General features: G+C 58.5%; 14 protein-coding genes and 1 tRNA gene. 7 read left to right on the top strand and 8 right to left on the bottom strand.

What is annotated here, in order from left to right:
- Positions 1-14: 14 nt before the first annotated feature.
- The 3 genes from VFQ24_13405 to VFQ24_13415 form a co-directional block, all read right to left on the bottom strand.
- Entirely contained in the window at positions 15-1,046 is a 1,032-nt protein-coding gene (locus tag VFQ24_13405) for a GHMP kinase (GenBank protein ID HET9179348.1), read from the bottom strand.
- Positions 1,040-1,771, bottom strand: coding sequence for a nucleotidyltransferase family protein (locus VFQ24_13410; protein ID HET9179349.1), 732 nt, complete (start codon positions 1,769-1,771; stop codon positions 1,040-1,042). The genes VFQ24_13405 and VFQ24_13410 overlap by 7 nt, the downstream gene beginning before the upstream one ends.
- Positions 1,772-2,528: 757 nt before the next feature.
- On the bottom strand, positions 2,529-3,686 hold the full coding sequence (locus VFQ24_13415) for a VWA domain-containing protein (protein ID HET9179350.1): 1,158 nt from the start codon (positions 3,684-3,686) through the stop codon (positions 2,529-2,531).
- Positions 3,687-4,197: 511 nt separating this feature from the next.
- Between VFQ24_13415 and VFQ24_13420 the strand changes: the two genes are divergently transcribed.
- Complete coding sequence (locus VFQ24_13420) at positions 4,198-5,130, top strand: cation diffusion facilitator family transporter (protein ID HET9179351.1); 933 nt, start codon at positions 4,198-4,200, stop codon at positions 5,128-5,130.
- A 30-nt stretch (positions 5,131-5,160) separates the two neighbouring features.
- Here the strand turns inward: VFQ24_13420 and serS are convergent, their stop codons facing one another.
- Entirely contained in the window at positions 5,161-6,441 is a 1,281-nt protein-coding gene (serS, locus tag VFQ24_13425; protein HET9179352.1) for a serine--tRNA ligase, read from the bottom strand.
- A 345-nt stretch (positions 6,442-6,786) separates the two neighbouring features.
- Between serS and VFQ24_13430 the strand changes: the two genes are divergently transcribed.
- Genes VFQ24_13430 through VFQ24_13440 form a run of 3 tightly spaced genes read left to right on the top strand, consistent with a single transcriptional unit; the run spans position 6,787 to position 9,675 of the window.
- The gene (locus VFQ24_13430; protein HET9179353.1) at positions 6,787-7,878 is read left to right on the top strand and encodes a hypothetical protein; all 1,092 of its coding nucleotides are present in this window, start codon (positions 6,787-6,789) and stop codon (positions 7,876-7,878) included.
- Positions 7,808-8,239, top strand: coding sequence for a hypothetical protein (locus tag VFQ24_13435; protein HET9179354.1), 432 nt, complete (start codon positions 7,808-7,810; stop codon positions 8,237-8,239). Before VFQ24_13430 ends, VFQ24_13435 begins: the two co-directional genes overlap by 71 nt.
- Positions 8,236-9,675 carry a peptidoglycan-binding domain-containing protein gene (locus VFQ24_13440; protein ID HET9179355.1) on the top strand — a complete coding sequence of 480 codons (1,440 nt, stop codon included), beginning with the start codon at positions 8,236-8,238 and terminating at the stop codon, positions 9,673-9,675. The genes VFQ24_13435 and VFQ24_13440 overlap by 4 nt, the downstream gene beginning before the upstream one ends.
- Positions 9,676-9,921: 246 nt before the next feature.
- Here VFQ24_13440 and VFQ24_13445 read toward each other — a convergent pair whose 3' ends face one another.
- The 3 genes from VFQ24_13445 to VFQ24_13455 all read right to left on the bottom strand — a co-directional run bounded on the left by VFQ24_13445 (position 9,922) and on the right by VFQ24_13455 (position 13,200).
- The gene (locus VFQ24_13445) at positions 9,922-11,136 is read right to left on the bottom strand and encodes a DEAD/DEAH box helicase (GenBank protein HET9179356.1); all 1,215 of its coding nucleotides are present in this window, start codon (positions 11,134-11,136) and stop codon (positions 9,922-9,924) included.
- Positions 11,137-11,405: 269 nt separating this feature from the next.
- Positions 11,406-11,927, bottom strand: a complete 522-nt coding sequence (locus VFQ24_13450) for a DUF3617 family protein (protein HET9179357.1) — start codon at positions 11,925-11,927, stop codon at positions 11,406-11,408.
- A gap of 133 nt (positions 11,928-12,060) precedes the next feature.
- Positions 12,061-13,200 (bottom strand): hypothetical protein, encoded by a 1,140-nt coding sequence (locus VFQ24_13455; protein HET9179358.1) that lies wholly within the window; start codon positions 13,198-13,200, stop codon positions 12,061-12,063.
- A gap of 387 nt (positions 13,201-13,587) precedes the next feature.
- On the opposite strand from VFQ24_13455, the gene VFQ24_13460 reads away from it, so the two are divergent.
- From VFQ24_13460 to katG, 3 genes are all read left to right on the top strand, one after another.
- A tRNA-Ala gene (locus VFQ24_13460) sits at positions 13,588-13,663 on the top strand.
- Positions 13,664-14,646: 983 nt separating this feature from the next.
- A complete protein-coding gene (locus VFQ24_13465; protein HET9179359.1) occupies positions 14,647-15,081 on the top strand; it encodes a transcriptional repressor in 435 nt (144 codons plus the stop codon).
- Between the two features lie 147 nt (positions 15,082-15,228).
- Positions 15,229-17,409, top strand: a complete 2,181-nt coding sequence (gene katG, locus VFQ24_13470; protein ID HET9179360.1) for a catalase/peroxidase HPI — start codon at positions 15,229-15,231, stop codon at positions 17,407-17,409.
- 525 nt (positions 17,410-17,934) lie between these two features.
- On the opposite strand, the gene VFQ24_13475 is transcribed toward katG, so the two are convergent.
- A partial coding sequence (locus VFQ24_13475) for a polysaccharide deacetylase family protein (GenBank protein ID HET9179361.1) occupies positions 17,935-19,102 on the bottom strand: 1,168 nt, incomplete at its 5' end.

A 19,102-nucleotide genomic window follows, 5' to 3' on the forward strand; every position in this document is an offset into this window, starting at 1 on the left:
CCGGGACTTGAAATTCACAACGGGGCAGAATTGCCATTCACCTTCCAGGTTTGCAGCCCATTAAAATCGAATGCAAAGCCGGTCGGAATTCCGCCAAGTTTGGCCAGCGCTTCAGCCACACGGTGCTTGCGCTCGAAACTGCAATAAAATAACATGTAGCCACCCCCTCCCGCACCCGTTACTTTTCCGCCGATGGCGCCGGCTTTCCGGGCAGAATCGTACATCTCATCGATCCTTGGGTTGCTGATTTTGGGCGAAAGCATTTTTTTGGATTGCCAGGCTTCATCCAGGAGTTCGCCGAAATCGTTCAGCCGTCGCTGCATGAGGGCGTTCTTCATTTCCACGGCAAGCTGCTTCTGGCGCCTGAGCCCGTGGAGAGTGTCCTCGACCCGGTCCTCATAGCGGCCCACCTGGTCCTTGATGATCCCGTCAGACATGCGTGTTGATCCCGTGTAGCAAAGCACAAGGTTATGCTCCAATTCGTTGATGACCTCCTGTTTGACCCTCAAGGGATTGACAATCACGCGGTCCCGTTCAAATTCCATGAAATTAAATCCGCCGAAGGTAGCGGCATATTGGTCCTGCAAACCCCCTTTGATCTGCAGCTCATCGCGTTCGATCCGGTATGCGGCGCGCGCCGTCTCATAATCCGTCATAGGCAGGTTCATGAACTCCTTCATGAGCCCCACCAGACACACCATCAAAGTGGAGGATGAGCCCAGGCCCGAACCGGCAGGCGCCTCGCTGTGCAGAAACAGGTCAAAGCCGGCGGATGTATGGCCGCCCAGACTTTGGATTCCGGCCTTGACCAGGTCGAGCTTGCCATCATAAACGGGATCGGTTTGAGTGTGGTAGTTTACGATGTAACCCAGGTCGCCCGACTCGATGTTGATCAGGCCATCCTCGCGTCTTCGCAGGGTCCCCCAAACGTAACGGCCGATTGTCGCATTGAGGACACAACCGCCTTCCTGCTCAAAAAACTGTTTAACGTCTGTGCCCCCTCCGGCAAAGCTGATACGGAGAGGCCCTTTGGCTCGAATCAACATGCCGTAAACCTCTCCCTCAGTTCAGTGTTGGCCCGCTGGTAGTCTTCGGGAACCCCGATGTCGATAAAATATCCTTTCGAGGGAAAGCCGTAAAAAGGGCCGCCGATCAGCCGCGGGAAGACTTCCTTCTCGAGGGATACGGCACTTCGCCCGGGAATGTGGCGGAACACAGCCTTGCTCATGATGTAAATCCCCCCGCTGATCAACAGCGGCTTTGTGCAGCAGCCTTCACCCGGCAGAGCTGAGGCCATTTTTTCGATAAACGCCCTGATTCGGCCCCGGGCATCCAGGACCACCGAGCCGTAACGTCCAGCATCGGGCGGGCTGGCCAGCGCAAGAGTGGTCTGCGCGCGATGTCGGCGATGGAAAGAGAGCATTTCGTGCAGGTTAACGTCGAAGATCGAATCCCCGTTCAGTACCAGAAACTCTTCGCCCTCGAGCATCGAGCGCAGATTTCTGAGAGCGCCGCCGGTCCCGAGCGGCGTGGTCTCAACCGAATATCTCAGGCGTACCCCCTCCGGAGCGCGCCCACCGTAATGGCGCACAATGTCCTGTCGCCGATAGCCCACCGCCAGGATGATATCAGTAACGCCCTGATCTCGAAGCCAGCCTAGCAAATAGCTCAGAAATGGCGCTTGGCCAATCGGCGCCAGACTCTTGGGGAAACCAGACACAGCGTCTCTCAGTCGGGTCCCCCGCCCTCCCGCCAATACCACAGCTTCCATGGTTCTGATGGTGCTACCCTTCTGGCCCCTTGCTACCACAAACAGCGCCGGCGTCAGGTTGATTCGCTAGGCACAGAGTCGGAACGGCCCGAAGCTTTAGAAAGCCCTAATTATCTGCCAGTCAGCTTTCCATGACAAGCTCTGGCGGCATTTTTCCCGTCCGCCGGTTGTCATGACTCTTGGGGGGACAACCCTTTGCCCGGCTCTCCGCCTGTTTTGGAGTCTCTTCGAGTCGTGCCTTTCCGGGACTGGAGATGGGACAATCGTTGCTGGCGGGGCTACATGGAGGCGGGCATTTTTCTCCGGTTCGATTTCGGCCCGTTTTTTAGCCACCTTTTATTTTCAATGAGATCGGTAGCTTTGTTTTCGGTTCGTTTCCGGTTTGTTTTTTACACAGGCACGTGTTTTCAACAACTTCTCCGCTTTGTTTTCCGGTTTGTTCCGGTTTGTTTTTGGACTATTTCTGCTTGTTTTCAGCAACTTCTCCGGTTCGTTTTTCAAAAAACGTGTTTTTTTGTCCCATTTTGTCTCTTTTAGTCGCAGAAAACTCGACGCGCGCAGGCACTGTGGAAAGACTACCATGCTAGGCCACAATTTGTCAAGCAAATTCGTCCAGGCGTCGCTGCAAAGTGAGAAGTTCCGGTATGAGCAAAGTAGAATGTTCCGGTGGGAGTGGTAGAAGCTTGGGGATGAGAAAAGAGGAACTGAGGTTGGCTCAGCGGGGCGTGGAAGTCGAGCAATGGCTGGACGGTCTGTTTTACTGGTCGCCGGTGGCAAAGTATCCCGGTTTGTAGCGGACGGTCACACCCTTGCGTTGCGCGACAACGCGGATCTTGCGGTAGGTCCCGTCGAGTGTGTCATCCGCCGGCCTATAGCCGATCAGGTACTGGTTGGTCAACTGCCGCCGGATGGCCTCGAGTGAGTCGGCCAGGGCGATCATTTTCTCGGCGGTATAAATCCCGGTTTCGGCATTCAGCCCTTTGTTTTGCTCCAGCTTGTCAAACTGGCCGTGAGACAGGTAACCGGTAAGATAGTCCGTGCCGGGAGTCTTCCGTTGCGGAAAGAACGCCGTGCCCCCTGTGTCTTCCGCCACCCGTTCCAGATATTTTTCGCCAGGATTGTCAAACCCATTGGCGGTGTTTCCGACGGAGTAGATAGCTGTCTCCGCCCGGTGCGCCATGGAGATTGCCTCTTCCAGCGAATGCTTGCTTCCAACGTCGATGCCATCACTGATGAGGACCAGTACCCTCCTCGTCTGCTCGCGAGGACCGGCCTTGGTAATAACGTGCTCACAGGCTTCGTAAATGGCGTCATATACGGCTTTGCCGCCGCCGGCCTTCAGCTTTTTCAGCTTCTCGTTGATATCGTCAGGATTGTTGGTGAAATCCTGAACAACGGAACTGCCGGCGTCAAACGTTTCCAGGAAAACCTGGTTCTTGCTGTTGAGACCGCGCAGCATGGTGTAAGCAAATTCGCTGGCCGCGTCTTCTTCGAATTTCAGATCAAAGCGGGCGCTGTTGCTCGTGTCGACCAGCAGGCCGATGCGAAGGGGCGGCATCGATTCACTGGTGAAGTAGCGGATACTTTGGGCTTTTCCGTCCTCGAATATTCTAAAATCGTTCTGGGTGAGGTCGATCACTGGATTGCCGCGCTTGTCGAGCACCGTGACGGGAACGTTGACGACTTCTACTTTCACCTTAATACTGCTATTGCCGCCGTTCGCATTATTGGCGGAGCCGAGAGCGCTGCCGGAGTTATTTTTGGTCCCGGAAGGTGCTGCCCCAGCCGCCTCTGAGGAGCCTTGCTGGCCTCGCACGGCGGAGGAAGCCATGATCAACAGCCCCAGAAAGGCCAGGGGGAGGAGAGCGGCTGAAAAACCCCACGCCCGGATTGGAAAACCTGTTTCTTTAGCCATCTTTCGGCCTCCAGGTCCACAGTCTCTTCTGCACGGCCGGACTGGGCCCAGAATCGCCCACTCGAAAATTATAATATTAATTGCGGACCGTTTGGAGGAAAAGGAGCAATGCGCTGGCCCGCAGCCCCCTTGTAGCGCGTCGTAATCCGCATTACGTATGGCGAAGCCGTTTTTGGAGTGCGGGAGCTTGCTCCCGCCCTCGGCCCGCCGTTTGCCCTTGAGGAGAGGCCAAAAATTGGAGCGCAAACGAACGGGCCCTGCGCAAAGCGGCGGCAAGCCGCCGCACTCCATGGCCCACAAATACGTAATGGTCCGTTAGACGCACTAACTAGCTCCACTGCCTGGATGGCCAGAGATAGAAACAAGTTTTCTGCCTGCGGGTCGGACGCCGCTGCCGGTCCCCGCAGTTGCGCAACTGTGGCTTTGCATTCCTCGGTCCATCCGGCATTCTGCACGTCCGCCGGTTGCGGAGGCCGGGGCTCTGGAATAAAATCCCAAAAGAGAGGCAAGGATGCACGTTCACAACCATAAGCCGTCAAGAGGATGGGTGGTGAAAGCGGCCGTGGTGGTCACGATCGGCCTCGTCGTCACGGAGTTCGTAGCGGGACACCTGGCCCACAGCCTGGCCCTGATCAGTGACGGCTGGCATAACCTGACGGACATTCCCACGCTGATCTTCTCCTGGCTTGCTCTCTATCTTGAGCGGAAGCCGCCTGACTACCGCAAGACTTATGGTTATCAGCGCGCGGGAGTACTGGCGGCGTTTGTCAACGGACTGATTCTGATAGCGGTTGCGATATACATCTGCTTCGAGGGTTACGAACGCGTCATCCAACCCCAGCAAGTCGCGGTCGGTCCGATGCTCATCGTTGGAGTCGTCGCGCTTGTCATCAACGGGAGTATTACTCTTGGTCTGGTTCGCGAAGCCCACGACCTGAACATTCGCTCAGTCTTCATTCACAATCTTGGTGACGCCCTCTCGAATGTGGCGATTATCGTGGGGGCATTTCTGATCCGTTACACCGGCCAGCCTCTGATCGATCCACTGCTCGGATTCCTGATTGCCGGAATGATCTTCTGGGGCGCATTAGGTATCATCATGGAATCTTCAAACATCCTGCTCGAAAGCCTTCCCAAAGGAATGAGCCTGGATGGCATTGCGACCGCGGTCCTGCGGGTCCCTGGCGTCCGCGAAGTGCACGACGTCCACGTCTGGAGCCTGGGATCGGAATCTCACGCCATGTCCTGCCACGTTGGTATTCTGGATATGGCAACTTCGGAAAACGAGACGATTGCGCACCAGATCCGGGAAATCGTGGCGAGTGAATTCGGCATTACCCACACCACCGTTCAGTTTGAGCACCAGCATGAGCCCGGCGCGTTCCACAAGTACATGCCAGGACCGGCGGGGCGGCCTGCAAAAAGCAGCCACCGGCGCGGTTAAAGTCCGCTGCCAAGCCGCAATCCGCAGGAGTCACTTTCGCGGAGTGATCCGCTCCAGTCCGTCAAGGTACGGCCTTAGCACGTGCGGAACAATCACGGAACCGTCCTCCTGCTGATAGTTTTCCAGCACCGCCAGCCAGGTGCGCCCAACCGCAAGTCCGCTCCCGTTCAACGTGTGGAGCAGTTCCGTCTTCCCCCCCTTGCCCCGCTTGAAACGCAAGTTCGCTCGGCGCGCCTGGAAGGATTCGAAATTGGAGCAGGAAGAGATCTCCTTGTATTCACCGCTGGATGGAAGCCAGACTTCCAGGTCGTAGGTCTTGGCTGAGCTGAATCCGAGATCGCCCGTCGAGAGGGCGACAACTCGGTATGGCAGTTCAAGTTTTTGAAGAACGGTCTCGGCGTCGCGGGTGAGGGATTCGAGTTCGTCGTAAGAGTTGTCGGGTAAAGCGAATTTAACAAGTTCGACTTTTTGGAACTGGTGCTGGCGAATGATGCCTCGCGTGTCTTTGCCGTAAGAGCCGGCCTCACTGCGGAAACAAGCCGTCCAGGCGCAGAACTTCACTGGAAGACTTTCAGCTTCCAGCACTTCGTCCCGGAAGAGGTTGGTAACCGGAACTTCCGCCGTAGGGATCAACCAGTAATCCGTACCCTGCAGCTTGAACGAGTCCTCGGCAAACTTCGGCAACTGTCCGGTGCCGAACATGCTCTCAGAGTTCACCAGGAACGGAGGAAAGACTTCGGTGTATCCATGTTCGCGCGTATGAAGGTCCAGCATAAACTGGGCCAGCGCCCGCTCCAGCTTCGCACCCACTCCGTAATAGACTGCAAAACGGGCGCCGGCAATCTTGGCGGCCCGCTCGAAATCGAGAATGCCCAGAGCCGGACCCAGGTCCCAGTGTGCCTTGGGTTCAAAGTTAAACTTGCGAGGTTCACTCCAGCGCCGGATTTCCTGGTTATCTTCCGAGCCGCGCCCGATGGGGACCGTCTCGTGAGGAATGTTTGGCACGTTGCGCAGAAGGTCGCGAAGTTTCTCGTCTGCGGCTTTGGCCTGCTCATCAAGTTGCTGAATTTCGACGCTCACCTGCTTCATCTGAGCAATCAGGCCGGAGGCATCCTGCTTCTGCTTCTTCAACACAGCAATTTCGTCTGACACGGTGTTGCGCCGGGCCTTCAAACCCTCTGCTTCAGATAGCAACTTGCGGCGCTCCGCATCGAGGACCTCGAAATCGGACAGAATTCCCGCCATCCCGCGGTCCTTCATCTTCTCGCGGACCAGGCTGAGGTTGCTTCGAATGAAACCTAAGTCGAGCATCAGGACTCCCAGTGTCAGATTAGCTGATCATTCAGGCTACACTTCGATGGCCCTTTAATTCAAGCAGTTCAAAAGCTGAGGGTACATGCCTGCCCTCCTCATGCCCGGCACTCCTTGGCGCCTTGAGTGGGGTAGATTAAACGCTAACTCACCCAGACACTTTATGTGCTGACGACACTTCTGGATTTTTTCCTTGACAAGCCGCTCCGCGTAGGTGTACTAGTTCGACATCTGCTCGACTAGTACCTGGGTGCCGGCAAGCCTGAAACGTCCGGCGCGGATTGAAGCCTCGGACCAGTTCCTGTCGGCGTCCGAAAGAGCGTCAGGTTCCAGAAGGAGGTCGTTATGCCAAGATTCCGCTCGGTGTCGGCTCCCCTACTTGTCGTCGCGTTCGCTGCATTCCTGTTTCCTGTGGCGGCCCACGCTACCTGTTACGAACCCCTATGTTGCACCCTCCCGGTTACGGGCACGACGCACATCGAGAGCATCTCGCCGCAGGTTGCCCTCCCCGGCGTCACGGTGGTGTACATTAAGGGCTACTGCTTTGGCGACACTCAGGGAACCGGAAGCATCAAACTTGTCGACCCAGTAACCGGCAATACTCAGACGACGATAACCGACATCTTGTTCTGGACGGACGCCGAGATTGCGTTCCGCGTCCCGTTTGACGCTATCTCAGACAAACTGGTGGTCAACTCGCAAAGCTATGGCTCCGACGACACCTATAAGGAGGCCAACTGCCCGACCCCGCCGCCTGATTACGTGGGCATTTATTGCGGTAACGACAAGATCAACGCTACGTTCAACATCGCGACAGTGGATCCGCCCGTTTACACGGCGGCTGCGCTGAAGAACATGACGGCGTGGCCGCCGGAGTACGTGCAGGGGACGTGGAACTACGACGACGGCGACGAGACGATGACGCTCACGCTCAACCAGGGGCCTCTAAACACCACCAACGGCACTTGGCCGATAACCGGCAGCGAGGTGGACAACATCTGGGGCCAATATAACAACGTGTCCGGGACGCTTGACCAGTACGGCGACCTCGCACTATGTGTGGCGTTCGGCAACCAGAGCCCCAACGGCATCGAGTGGCTGGTTCTCGGCTCCGGCGACGTGACCTCGCAAGGCCTCAACTACGGGGTCACCTGCACTCCGGGGACACCCCCCGGTTCCCACGCAGAACTTTATCCATTTCGGCATGAGCGCGAAGGAGGGCCCCTACTACTACGAAATCGTACCGCCGCTGTTCAAGAGCGCGACGGATATGCCACCGAGCGAAACGGTCACTCCCCTGTCGCCGTGGTCGACCATCGAGGGGTCTTTGCCCACTGCCAAGGCCTGGGACCGCACCTTTCCCCCTTTGAACAGCTTCGTCGCCGGTTACACCGGGAGATTTGTCTACGAGCAGTCGGATGGCGCCGGGGCGAGTGACGGGTGCTACTACGGCCAGATCGATCCGCCCAAGGTGACCGCCACCACGTTGAACGGCGGTGGGTGGTACGTGGACCCACAAGGCGAATGGGGACCCGACCAGATCGGCATGGGCAGCACGTGGGTCTCCTACTACCAGAATTACTACGGGCCCAACGGTCAAACGTGCGTGATTAACACCCCCCAGGATCTCTACATCGACACTCGCACGGGGCCGGTCTGGGTTCCCTGGATCACGGACACTCAGATGCCGGCTGAAATCACGCCGAATGATTTGTTCGTGGGCATCGCGCCCGGCCAGGGCATGTTGGTTACAGCATGCGAGCCCTATCCCAACACCGGTAGGGGGAAATGCAAATGACACGTACAAACGTAGCGTTCAGTCGGATGGCCGTCGCCGGGGCAGGCATCCTTGCTGTTTTCCTTTGCGCCGGGCGGGCGCGGGCACAGGCGGCACCGGAGGGCCCTGCATTCGAAACAATCGAGGTGACGGGGATCCAGCCCGTAGCCAGCGCAATGGACGTGATCGAGCAAAGGTACGGCGTCCTGATCGACTACATGGACCCCCCGTACGTGGCTCCGCAGGACCTCCAGCTTTACCGCTCGTATCGCGGTAAGCCGCTCATGCGGCCGTATCAGGGCCCCAAGACCAGGACCATTTCCGTGCACTACTGGCAGGTGGCAGGAACGCCCGAGGGCGTGGCGCCCATATACCAGTGCAAAACTGGCGCAGCCGGCTGCGCGGCAGCGACCACGAGGCCGCAGGAGGGGGTAGAAGGGCTCATCCAGGAGGTGCTCCATCAATTCGCCGAGCAGGGCGGGGAGATCTTCGCGGTCCGGAAGCTCGAGATGCCTTACGGCGCGCGCTGGGAGGTCTACCCCACCTATGCGCGTGACCGGTCAGGGAAAATGGTGGCCCAGCCCGATTTCCTGAGCACGAGGATATCCATCCCCAAGGCGCGTCGGTGGCCCGCAGAGATGCTCAATTTAATCCTGCAGCAGTTGAACCAGACGTCGGGAGCTAAGTTCTCTGTCAGTCTGCTGCAGTACCCCATCGACACGCACACGCCCAAGCCCGGGGAGCAACCACCCGAACTGGGGGCCGAGAATGTGTCGGCCTGGCGCGCGATCGCGGACTTGATGTCGCCGAGGCCCAACATCGGCGTCGTGCGGGTGCTTTTCCACGGTGTCTGCGAGCCCGACTGCGGCTACGACTATGGCGTCAGCGTCGTCGGCCTGCCCTACCGCGAGCCGCCGCGGCCCCCGACGCCGGCCCCGGTGCCCGCAAGGGCTTTGCCGCCGCGGGATATCTACCCCGCGGGCTGGCTGCAGCGCGCGCACATGCCCGAGGGGAACCGGGAAATCCAGCAGACGCTGGCGAACCTGGGCTATCTGAGCACCCCGCCGACCACCAGTTGGGATGCGAATGCCGTTGCCGCTCTGAAGCGTTTCCAGCAGGTCGCGGACTTGCCGCAGACAGGTGAGTTCGATTTGCGGACGGCCATGAAGCTCTGGCCGTCGCTGCCCCGGCACCTCAGGCCCGTGACCTTCCGGGCCCAGCCCGCGATGAGCGTCGCGCTCGGGTCCTGGCTCAACACCACGCCTGACGGCAGGAAAGAGATCCAGCAGGCGCTGGCCACGGCGGGCGTCTACAGCGGCCCCATCAATGGAGTCGTTGACGTGCCGACGCGCGACGCGCTGAAAGCGTTCCAAACCGCCAACGGGCTGGAGCCGTCGGGCGTGGTGGACTGGAACACCGCCGTAAAGCTCTCACCATACCTGCCCCAGCCGCAGTAGCCGCGTCGCGGGCCCGCGAGCTGGCCGGAGGGCTTGTGTCGCCGGCTGGCGCGCCGGCTTTGCGATGTATGCAATTCAGCAGCAGTCGAGTCCTACTCCGATGCCCTGCCCGGCTTGTGATAATGCGCGACCTCGCGACGGGTGGGGCAAGGATCTTTATGCGACGGCGCATACATTCCAAACAGCGGAATCCCGCAATGGCGGACGTCACCCGTGCCAGCGCCAGCCCCCGCCATGAGCCGGAAGCTACGTCTGTACTTGCAGGACTTCTCCAGGAAGAGGAGTCAGCCGGAACTGCGCTGGTGTGGTCGATTGGCGCTTGGGAGGACGCGCCTGCGTCGGGGGCAGGCCCGATGCAGCCTGCGGGCGCTCCATCTGAATGCCCAGCGCCCGCTCCAGCAGAAACAGGTCCGTCCGCTGATCACTGGAGAAGAGCGTGGAAGCGACCCCCTGACGTCCGGCGCGGCCGGTGCGCCCCACGCGATGGATGAAGTTCTCGGCGACGTCGGGCAAGTCGTAATTGATGACGTGCGCGATGTCCTGAACATGAATCCCGCGGGAAGCCAGGTCTGTGGCTACCAGGATGCGATATCGCCCCTCCTGGAAGCCAGCCAGCGCCGCGTTCCGCTGCGACTGCGAGCGGTCGCCGTGGATCATCGCGGCCGTAAAGCCGCTGCGGGTCAATGTCCTGGCCAGGCGCTCCGCGCCGCGCTTGGTCCGGACAAAAATCAGGCACCGCCCCGTTTCCCGGGCCAGTAATTGGCGCAATAGCACGGGCTTGCCGTGGTGGGAAACTTCCAGCGCCTGGACGCGAACGTTTTCCGAGGGTTTCAAGACCGACCCAAAGGCGAGGCGCACGGGGTCCTTCAAGTAGTTATCCACCAACTGGGCCGCTGAAACTTCGAGCGTTGCGGAAAAGAAGAGCGTCTGCCGCCTGGTGGGAAGCACGGCCGCAATCCTGCGGATCGCTGGAAGGAAACCCATGTCCAGCATTCGATCGGCTTCATCCAGAACGAGGATTCGCAACGCCCGGAAGTCGACGAGCTTGCGATCAAGGAAGTCTTCGAGCCGGCCGGGTGTGGCCACAACGAGCCGCACTCCTTTGCGAAGCAAACTGAGTTGGTTCGCTTCAGACAGCCCTCCCACCACGACGGCTGCAGCGGCTAGCTGCTTGCCCCGGAGCCGGTCATAATCTTCTGCAACCTGCATGGCAAGTTCGCGGGTGGGCACCAGAATGAGCGCCGCTACGCCCGGCACCTTGTGTTGCAACAGGTGCTCCATGATGGGAACGAGGAATGCCAATGTCTTCCCTGTCCCGGTTTGCGCCGTGGCGAGCACGTCTTTGCCTGCGAGCACATGCGGGATGGCTGCCGCCTGCACGGGCGTGGGCGTGGAAAAGCCCGCCCGAGACAAACGCTCTTTGGTGTAATCTGAAATCGGTAATTCTGCAAAATTCTGCACGAGTGTAATCTTCTCTCTTACTGGCATCCGATTGCGCGCGACTTGAGTCTGCACACGCGCGAACCGGTAAGGCCAGAGTTCATTGATTTACGCTAAAAACATACGGAAAACTTAAGGCGGGACTTCTCAGATCGGATGTGTAATCAATCGGAGCAATCGCACCACGCAACCGTGGTGTTAAGCGCACAATGATTATACCACAAAAGGGGCCAGACCTCGGAATAGATGGTCCACATCCGCGGCCCGGGCTGCCAGGTATTCACTATGGGTCAGTGTTTCTCTTGACAGGCCGCGCCCACCCATTTTGACGTGAAGGCGCCGTTGACGTTCATGGTCTTGCCGCTGCCGGTCACAACGGTTTGCACCCAGCCCTTCACGTTTTCTGAGTCCGTGGCCTCGATGCGTACCTTGGAGTCGGACTTGGCGTTCTCTTCGTTGCAAATCTCCTCGATTTCCATCTTGCTGCTTGTGGAGGTCAGGACTTTTTCGGCGCAGGACTGCCTGTCGTTAAACGGGTCCTTCTCCAGCTTCTCTTTGGTCAGGCAGGATTTCGAGGTGCGGGTCCTGGGGGTTCCGGAGGCCATCTTACTCATTGCCGCGTCGAACCTGGCCCGCTGTTCAGGAGTCATCTTATCGATCATCTCCTGAGGCACAGGCGGAGCACCGCTGACGGCGGAGGTGAAGGTGGTCTCCCAGGTGCCCAATCTGACGTTGAGCGGCTGATATTTTCCATCTGCCCAAACTAAAGAAGCGGACAAGCACAGCAGGGTCCACAATGCTAGTTTTCGCATGCAATCCTCCTGGCGATCAATTCCTGAGCCACAATGGTTTTCTTTGCGGCCTTTCGCGATTAGTTGCTCCTAACAAGACGGACGTCCATGACTTCGACGCGAATGACACAACGTCATGCCGGCCCCAGAAACCTCACAGCAGCCCCAGCTTGCCCAGCAGAATGGCCAGGCAGACCACCGACAGGGCCGCGCCGCCAAGGACCGTCAGGAAAGCGCGCCGTCGCAGGCTGCTTTCCAGCTCCTTCTGGGCCTTGGACGAGATGAGGAATTCTTTTTCGGCTGTGCCCTTGACGATCAAATTGTGGTCGTTAGCGTCCTTGGGGTCCGGATTCTCGATGCAGGTGCCACTGATGTCGTAAAGGCTGCCCGGGACGACGCAAAATTCCGTGAAGCGGTAGCGCCCGCTGGCAGCGCCAAAAAAGCTCGAATTCGGCCCTCCCATACCGCTCAGCGTTTTCGAAATCACGTCGAAGGGATTGCCGTCGCCAGGTTTCGCCACCATCTGTTGGGCGCGCTGCAATCCTTCTAGAAATTCCGGACTTCCAGCAGGATGCTGGAGCGCCTGGAGCGCATTCTGACGGGCCATTTCATGGTTGGGGTCAGACTGGGGGCCCATCGACTCCAGGTGCTGTTTCATTTTCGGAGCCATCATCGTCATCATCCCGGCGAGGAACTCCGGAGAACCCGGGGCGTGCTGGAAAACCCCCATCAAGCTCTGGCGGGCCTGTTCCTTGCTGGCATCCTGGAGCGGACCTACAGCCTTCAGCCCGCGCCCGAACAGGCCTCCGGCCCAATGGGCGTCCGCCTGGGTAACGTACTGCAGCAGTTCCTGCTGTGTGGCTGCAACTCCGGTGGCAGGGCTTTTCGCCGACCCAATCTCGCAACGGGCGGATTGGGGAAGATCAAGCTCAGCGCCCTGCGCATCGATCAGCACCTTGCCGGTAGCGTCGGTAAGATAAAAGGCAACGCCGTCGAGATCGGTCCGGTGGTGACTCCAGTGGCCGCCGTGGTCATCGGAGTCAGTTTTCCAGCGCTCGATTACAACCTTGTAAGCAAGGCAGGATGTGTGGCTGACCGGAGACGGGATTGTCCTGTCCCCCTGGGCCTTTCCATACACCTGCACAAAGCCCATGGGGACACCGCGGATGGAGATCTCAGGCGTGTCAGCAATCAGCAGGTAATTTCGATACTGACGGAATCCCTTGTAAAACGTGTACAGGCCGAGACCGAACCCAAGCACGGCATAACCTGCGAGGTCATCGCTATGCGCCATCGAGCACACCCCTGGAAAGCATGCCGGCAGGACGATCCGGTAACACTCTCTGTGACTACCTGGGGGTGTACTCTAGCACTTTTCCTTTTTGTTGTATATCCACACTCTGACGGCCCAAGGGTAGCAAACGGGCGCCGTGCACCGGCGCAATAAAACTCGCGTTAGCGTTCCTCCGGAAGCTCGTGAGCACGTGTCCTCAGAAATCGTCTGAACGATCAGCCCTCCCCAGCGGATTGGGGGTGTTCCGGCCGCCGTTCAAGCCATCAGCCCTCCTTCCTCGAGTGTCGCTCCATTGTCCTTCATTCGTCCGACGGAGGAGTTCAATTCGTTGACACCTCCGCTCCCCGCATGCTACAAGGAAAAGGACTCATCTTTCCGAGCCAGCTTGGGCCTGTGGCGCAGTTGGGAGCGCGCATGACTGGCAGTCATGAGGTCGAGGGTTCGAACCCCTCCAGGTCCACCAACTATTTAAGTGACTTCGAAGGGATTACGGACTGGTCCCCTTCAGATGTCGCTACCGGCGAATCCACCTACGTGTCCGTATGGACATAGCTCATTGTGACGCTGACATGTGGTTGAAGGGGCCACTGTCACCAAACCGAAGCATCTACATGAAAAACTTGCTTGACATTTGTCAACTATGTGCGATCATATATATGGAGTTCGCTGATCCTAGAGATTAGCTATTCCCCACCCGAGGGCGACAATATCGGTAGAACGGGCCGCGCAAGCGGCCCCTTCGCTTTTATGGCCAAATCCTGGCCAGTAGTTCTTTCTCCCCAATTCGCTCTCTCGGAAAAATCGTAACAACCTGCCGAAGTGCTCCTACGAGTTCGCAGATCATGACTCGAGTCCGAGGCTCACCGCTTGAGCAGAACGTCTTAACGTAAGCCTCTCCCCCTTTTCCGAGAGACTGCCAATTTCGGCATATGTAGTCTGGATTCCTTGCGATCTCACAAGCCCAAGATAATTCCTGTGCCCTTTGAGGGTCAAACCTGCCAGCAGCGAACTGAATCCGCCCACAACGAATATGATCAAGAGCAAGGCGTTTGTTCTTTGGCTCTTTGCCATATTTATTTACAAGTTTGACCAAGTGGACAAATGTTTCTGGAAGGAAGCGGACTCGATGACCGCGGGGATCGCGATGCAGCGTTCTGCACAGGTTCATTTCATACCATAGGAACAGGTCCCTAATACACTCGATGGGCAAGCAGTCAGGTAACATTGGGTAGACACACCGTGCTCTTCCATTTCCTAGAAGAGTTCGTCATCATACGCCGCCAACATTGTTATCTGTCAAATTTCTTGAAGGCGCGCGGGGCATCCAGCGAAAAGCCGGATTACCATCTCTTACTCTTACTAAGACCATTTCACGGATTTTGTGCCGACAGCATTGACGGTATGTAGCTTGATAAATTGCCACTTTAGATTTAATCTAAACACTTCATGGACACAAAGGCGATTAAAAAGTCCCTGGAGGGCAGCGGGTTGCGATGCACGCCGCAGCGCTACGCCGTGATGGCGTTCCTGTCGGAGCGCGCCAGCCACCCCACGGCGGCAGAGATCTTCCAAGCCGTAAATCGAGTCGATCCGCGCTGCTCACGGGCCACGACTTATAACAATCTGCGGGACCTGGTGCAGGCGGGCCTGGTCCGTGAAGTGGCAGTCGAGGGTCGGGCCGCGCGGTTCGACGCAAAGGGGGTACGGCATCATCACTTTGTCTGTGACCGCTGCGGGAAAGTGGAGGACGTGAAGTGGTATGACGTGCCCAGTCCTGCCGCACGCTCACTCGGCAAGAGGATACTCCGCCAATCAGAACTCATTTTTCGGGGGCTCTGCGCGAAATGCGCTCCGCGCCGGGCGTCCCGCTCAGTGTCGTGATCGTGTGGATTTCGGATTAAGCGCGCCAGCCACCAATCGGAGATCGGCGGCCATTGCGCGAAAGAAAAAGCAAGGAGGAGACCAAACATGGGTATTGAAGTCAACACCACGGCGGGGACGCCTGTTCCCGCCATTCAGGAGCAGGCCTTGCCAACCGAAAGCAAGTGCCCGTTCGGGGGCGGAACTCCCGCACGCACAAACCGTGACTGGTGGCCAAACCACTTGGACCTTCAGGTCCTCCACCAGCATTCCAGCCTGTCCAACCCGATGGGTGAGAAGTTCGATTACGCCAGGGAATTCAACAGCCTCGACCTGAACGCCGTCATCAAGGACCTCGAAGCTCTGATGACGGATTCTCAGGAATGGTGGCCGGCCGACTTTGGCCACTACGGGCCGCTCTTCATACGCATGGCGTGGCACAGCGCAGGCACGTACCGCATCGGCGATGGCCGTGGGGGCGCCGGTACCGGCCAGCAGCGCTTCGCGCCGCTCAATAGCTGGCCGGACAACGTGAATCTCGACAAGGCCCGCCGGCTGCTGTGGCCGATCAAGCAGAAATACGGCCGCAAGATCTCGTGGGCTGATCTTATGGTTCTCGCAGGCAACGTCGCGCTCGAATCAATGGGCTTCAAAACCTTCGGTTTTGGCGGCGGGCGCGAAGATGCCTGGGAGCCGGACGAACACATCTTCTGGGGCCCGGAAGGCAAATGGCTGGCGGACGAGCGCTACAAAGGCGACCGCGAGCTCGACGATCCTCTCGGCGCGGTCCAGATGGGCCTGATATACGTGAACCCGGAAGGGCCGAACGGCAAGCCGGACCCCATTGCTGCGGCGCGGGACATTCGCGAAACCTTCCGCCGTATGGCAATGAACGATGAAGAAACGGTGGCGCTGATTGCCGGCGGCCACACCTTTGGCAAGACTCACGGCGCCGGCGCTGCGGCACTGGTAGGCCCGGAACCGGAAGCCGCGGGCATCGAGGAGCAGGGTCTCGGCTGGAAGGGCAAATTCGGCACAGGTAAGGCCGGCGATACGATTGGCAGCGGCCTCGAAGTCATCTGGACCACAACGCCTACGAAATGGAGCAACAACTTCTTCGCGAACCTGTTCAAGTACGAATGGGAGTTGACCAAGAGCCCTGCAGGTGCGCACCAGTGGAAACCGAAGAATAATGGAGGCGCCGGTACGGTGCCGGACGCTCATGATCCGTCCAAACGCCGCGCGCCGTCCATGCTGACAACTGACCTCGCCTTGCGGCTCGATCCTGAATACGGAAAGATTTCACGGCGCTTCTACGAACATCCGGACCAGTTCGCCGACGCCTTTGCTCGGGCGTGGTTCAAGCTGACGCACCGCGACATGGGGCCTCTCTCGCGCTATCTTGGTCCGCTTGTTCCCAAGCAGTCCCTGTTGTGGCAAGACCCTGTTCCCGCCGTGGACCACAAACTCATCGGGGCTCGGGACATTGCGGCCCTGAAGGCCAGGATTCTGGCGTCCGGGTTATCGATTTCCCAACTGGTCTCGACGGCCTGGGCATCCGCCGCAACGTTCCGCGGCTCCGACAAACGCGGCGGGGCTAACGGGGCGCGGATTCGCCTGGCGCCGCAAAAGGATTGGGAAGTGAACCAGCCTGTAGAGCTGGCGAAAGTCCTGAAGAAGCTGGAGGCGATTCGAAAGGATTTCAACCAATCGCTTGCCGGCGGGAAGAAGGTCTCGCTGGCTGACGTGATCGTTCTGGGCGGATGCGCCGCCATCGAGGAAGCGGCGAAAAGGGCCGGGCACAGTGTGAAGGTCCCCTTCTCTCCAGGGCGCACGGACGCATCTCAGAAACAGACCGACCCGGAGTCCTTCGCGCCGCTCGAACCTACCGCGGATGGGTTTCGTAACTACTACGTCCGGAATGGCGACCGCAGGTCCGCGGAGGAGCGGCTGGTGGACCGGGCGCAATTGCTGAAACTGACCGCTCCCGAGGTGACGGCCCTCGTCGGCGGCCTGCGTGTGCTGAATGCCAATTTCGGGCGGTCAAAACACGGCGTTTTCACCAACCGGCCCGAGACGTTGACAAACGATTTCTTCGTTAACCTGCTCGACATGAATACGGAATGGCAGGCGTCCTCTAAATCTGAAAACGTGTTCGAGGCGCGCGATCGTAAGACGGGAAAAACAAAGTGGACGGGCACCCGCGTGGACCTGGTCTTCGGTTCAAACTCCCAGCTCCGGGCGATTGCGGAAGTCTATGCATGCGCCGATTCGAAGGAGACGTTTGTCAAAGACTTCGTGGCGGCGTGGAATAAGGTAATGAACCTGGATCGCTTCGATCTTGTCTGAAATCGACGGAAGAAAAGCTGCCGGTTCGGCACTTTAATCCCGTTTCTGCTGTTTGCAGCAGGCAGCGGAGCTTCTGGTTTACCTGGTCCCCGAACACTTTCCTGAAGCGCTTTAGCAGGTTGACGAAAAACCCTCTGTACCACGTCATCCTGAGCGAAGCGAAGGATCTGTTTTGCTCATTTTCAGTGAGATACAGCAGATGCTTCGCATCGCTCAGCATGACGGGTGACCTTTTTCAACAACCTGTTAGGGAACGGGGATTCTGGCCGCTGAGCTCAGCGGCCTCGGCGGACACGTCCGGTGTAGGCGGAACGTCGGAGGGCGTGCTTTTGATTGTAGGAGCGGGAGTCTTCTAACTGACAGACAGGTGCGGCATCACGGAGAGGCGAGTCTGGATGATGGGTGTTTGGAAGGCTGATTTTTTGGGAGGATGCAGGAAGGATGTTGCGGGAAGGCCCTCGGCGGTTGGACCTGAACGAGCAGACGTCGGGCGCTCAGAAAGGTAGGTTCTGCAAGAAGAGTTCTTCATGCCCACAAATTGCGCCGTCTTCGGCGATCGAGATAATACCGGATGCGGCGATTGACGGTTGCGATCTGCGGCGGACCAAGTTTGGCAATGAAATCTTCCATTTTATCGGTGCCCAGTATCTCCTGGCGCGGGAGTCCGAAATGATCATCGCCCAAGCAGCTCAGGCCGGGACCGGTAGTCACGGCACAGCCAAAGCCGCATTCTTCCATGGCACGCCGCACCGAATCGCTGTGAGCACCGTAAGGGTATGCCATGGTGTTTACGGGGCCACCGACCTCGGCCGCGATCTTCTCACGTGAAAGACGCGCTTCAGCAAGCATATCGGCGGCGCTCAGCCAATTCAGGCGGCGATGCCCAACGCCGTGCGCTCCAAATCTGACCCCCTCCTTCGCCAGAGCGCGAACGTCATCCCAGGACATCAACTCCGCCGGTTCGCCAAAGCTGCGGTCCCATTCTGCGTAACCTGAAATAAAGTCCGTGGGAAGGAATACTGTCGCTGAAAAGCCATAGTGCTTTAACACTGGCCAGGCATGCTCGCGAAAATCGCGATACCCGTCATCGAACGTCAGACACGCCAGCCTGCCGGGCAGGCGCCCGTCGCGTGCAGACAGGGCATACACCCACTCTTCCAGGCCGATGCTGGCATACCCGTGACGCTTTAGATACGCAAGCTGTCGCTCGAACTTCTCTGGCGACACTCGATACCTGGCAAGCCCCTTCGGACCGTGAGAAGCAATGCGGTGGTACAAAAGGATGGGCAACTCACGAGTTACGTTCGTGGAGTGGGCGCGGGCTGGCGTGACAGCGCAGCCACCCCAGCAAATCCGGCCGTAGATTTCGTGGTCACATGGCAGAACACCCTCGCGGCTGGCAACTTCCAGGGGCGTGGACGATTGCGCATGAAGATTCGCCTCGCGCCGGAAGAGCTGCACGCGGTAAAGTGCAGTGCGCAATTCACGAACCTTGCGGAGGCCTTGCACAGAGGCGAAAGTTTCACCGATAAATTTGGCTCCGTAGCCGTGCATCCAGTCAAAGCCGGTGGCGCCCTGATCGTCAACCACCAGGTTCGCGTGCGCCATCAGCAAATGGCCGCCAGGGTTGAGGCTTTTCGCAAATCGCGCGGCGAGGCGGCGTAATTCGTGGCGATCCTTCAGGTAGTAAAGC

This window comes from Terriglobia bacterium, from assembly GCA_035712365.1.
Taxonomy (GTDB): domain Bacteria; phylum Acidobacteriota; class Terriglobia; order UBA7540; family UBA7540; genus SCRD01.

Excerpts from the sequence above, each read along its gene's own strand:
- VFQ24_13405 (HET9179348.1), bottom strand. The coding sequence starts at position 1,046 with ATGTTGATTCGAGCCAAAGGGCCTCTCCGTATCAGCTTTGCCGGAGGG.
- VFQ24_13410 (HET9179349.1), bottom strand. The coding sequence starts at position 1,771 with ATGGAAGCTGTGGTATTGGCGGGAGGGCGGGGGACCCGACTGAGAGAC.
- VFQ24_13415 (HET9179350.1), bottom strand. The coding sequence starts at position 3,686 with ATGGCTAAAGAAACAGGTTTTCCAATCCGGGCGTGGGGTTTTTCAGCC.
- VFQ24_13420 (HET9179351.1), top strand. The coding sequence starts at position 4,198 with ATGCACGTTCACAACCATAAGCCGTCAAGAGGATGGGTGGTGAAAGCG.
- serS (HET9179352.1), bottom strand. The coding sequence starts at position 6,441 with ATGCTCGACTTAGGTTTCATTCGAAGCAACCTCAGCCTGGTCCGCGAG.
- VFQ24_13430 (HET9179353.1), top strand. The coding sequence starts at position 6,787 with ATGCCAAGATTCCGCTCGGTGTCGGCTCCCCTACTTGTCGTCGCGTTC.
- VFQ24_13440 (HET9179355.1), top strand. The coding sequence starts at position 8,236 with ATGACACGTACAAACGTAGCGTTCAGTCGGATGGCCGTCGCCGGGGCA.
- VFQ24_13450 (HET9179357.1), bottom strand. The coding sequence starts at position 11,927 with ATGCGAAAACTAGCATTGTGGACCCTGCTGTGCTTGTCCGCTTCTTTA.
- VFQ24_13455 (HET9179358.1), bottom strand. The coding sequence starts at position 13,200 with ATGGCGCATAGCGATGACCTCGCAGGTTATGCCGTGCTTGGGTTCGGT.
- VFQ24_13465 (HET9179359.1), top strand. The coding sequence starts at position 14,647 with ATGGACACAAAGGCGATTAAAAAGTCCCTGGAGGGCAGCGGGTTGCGA.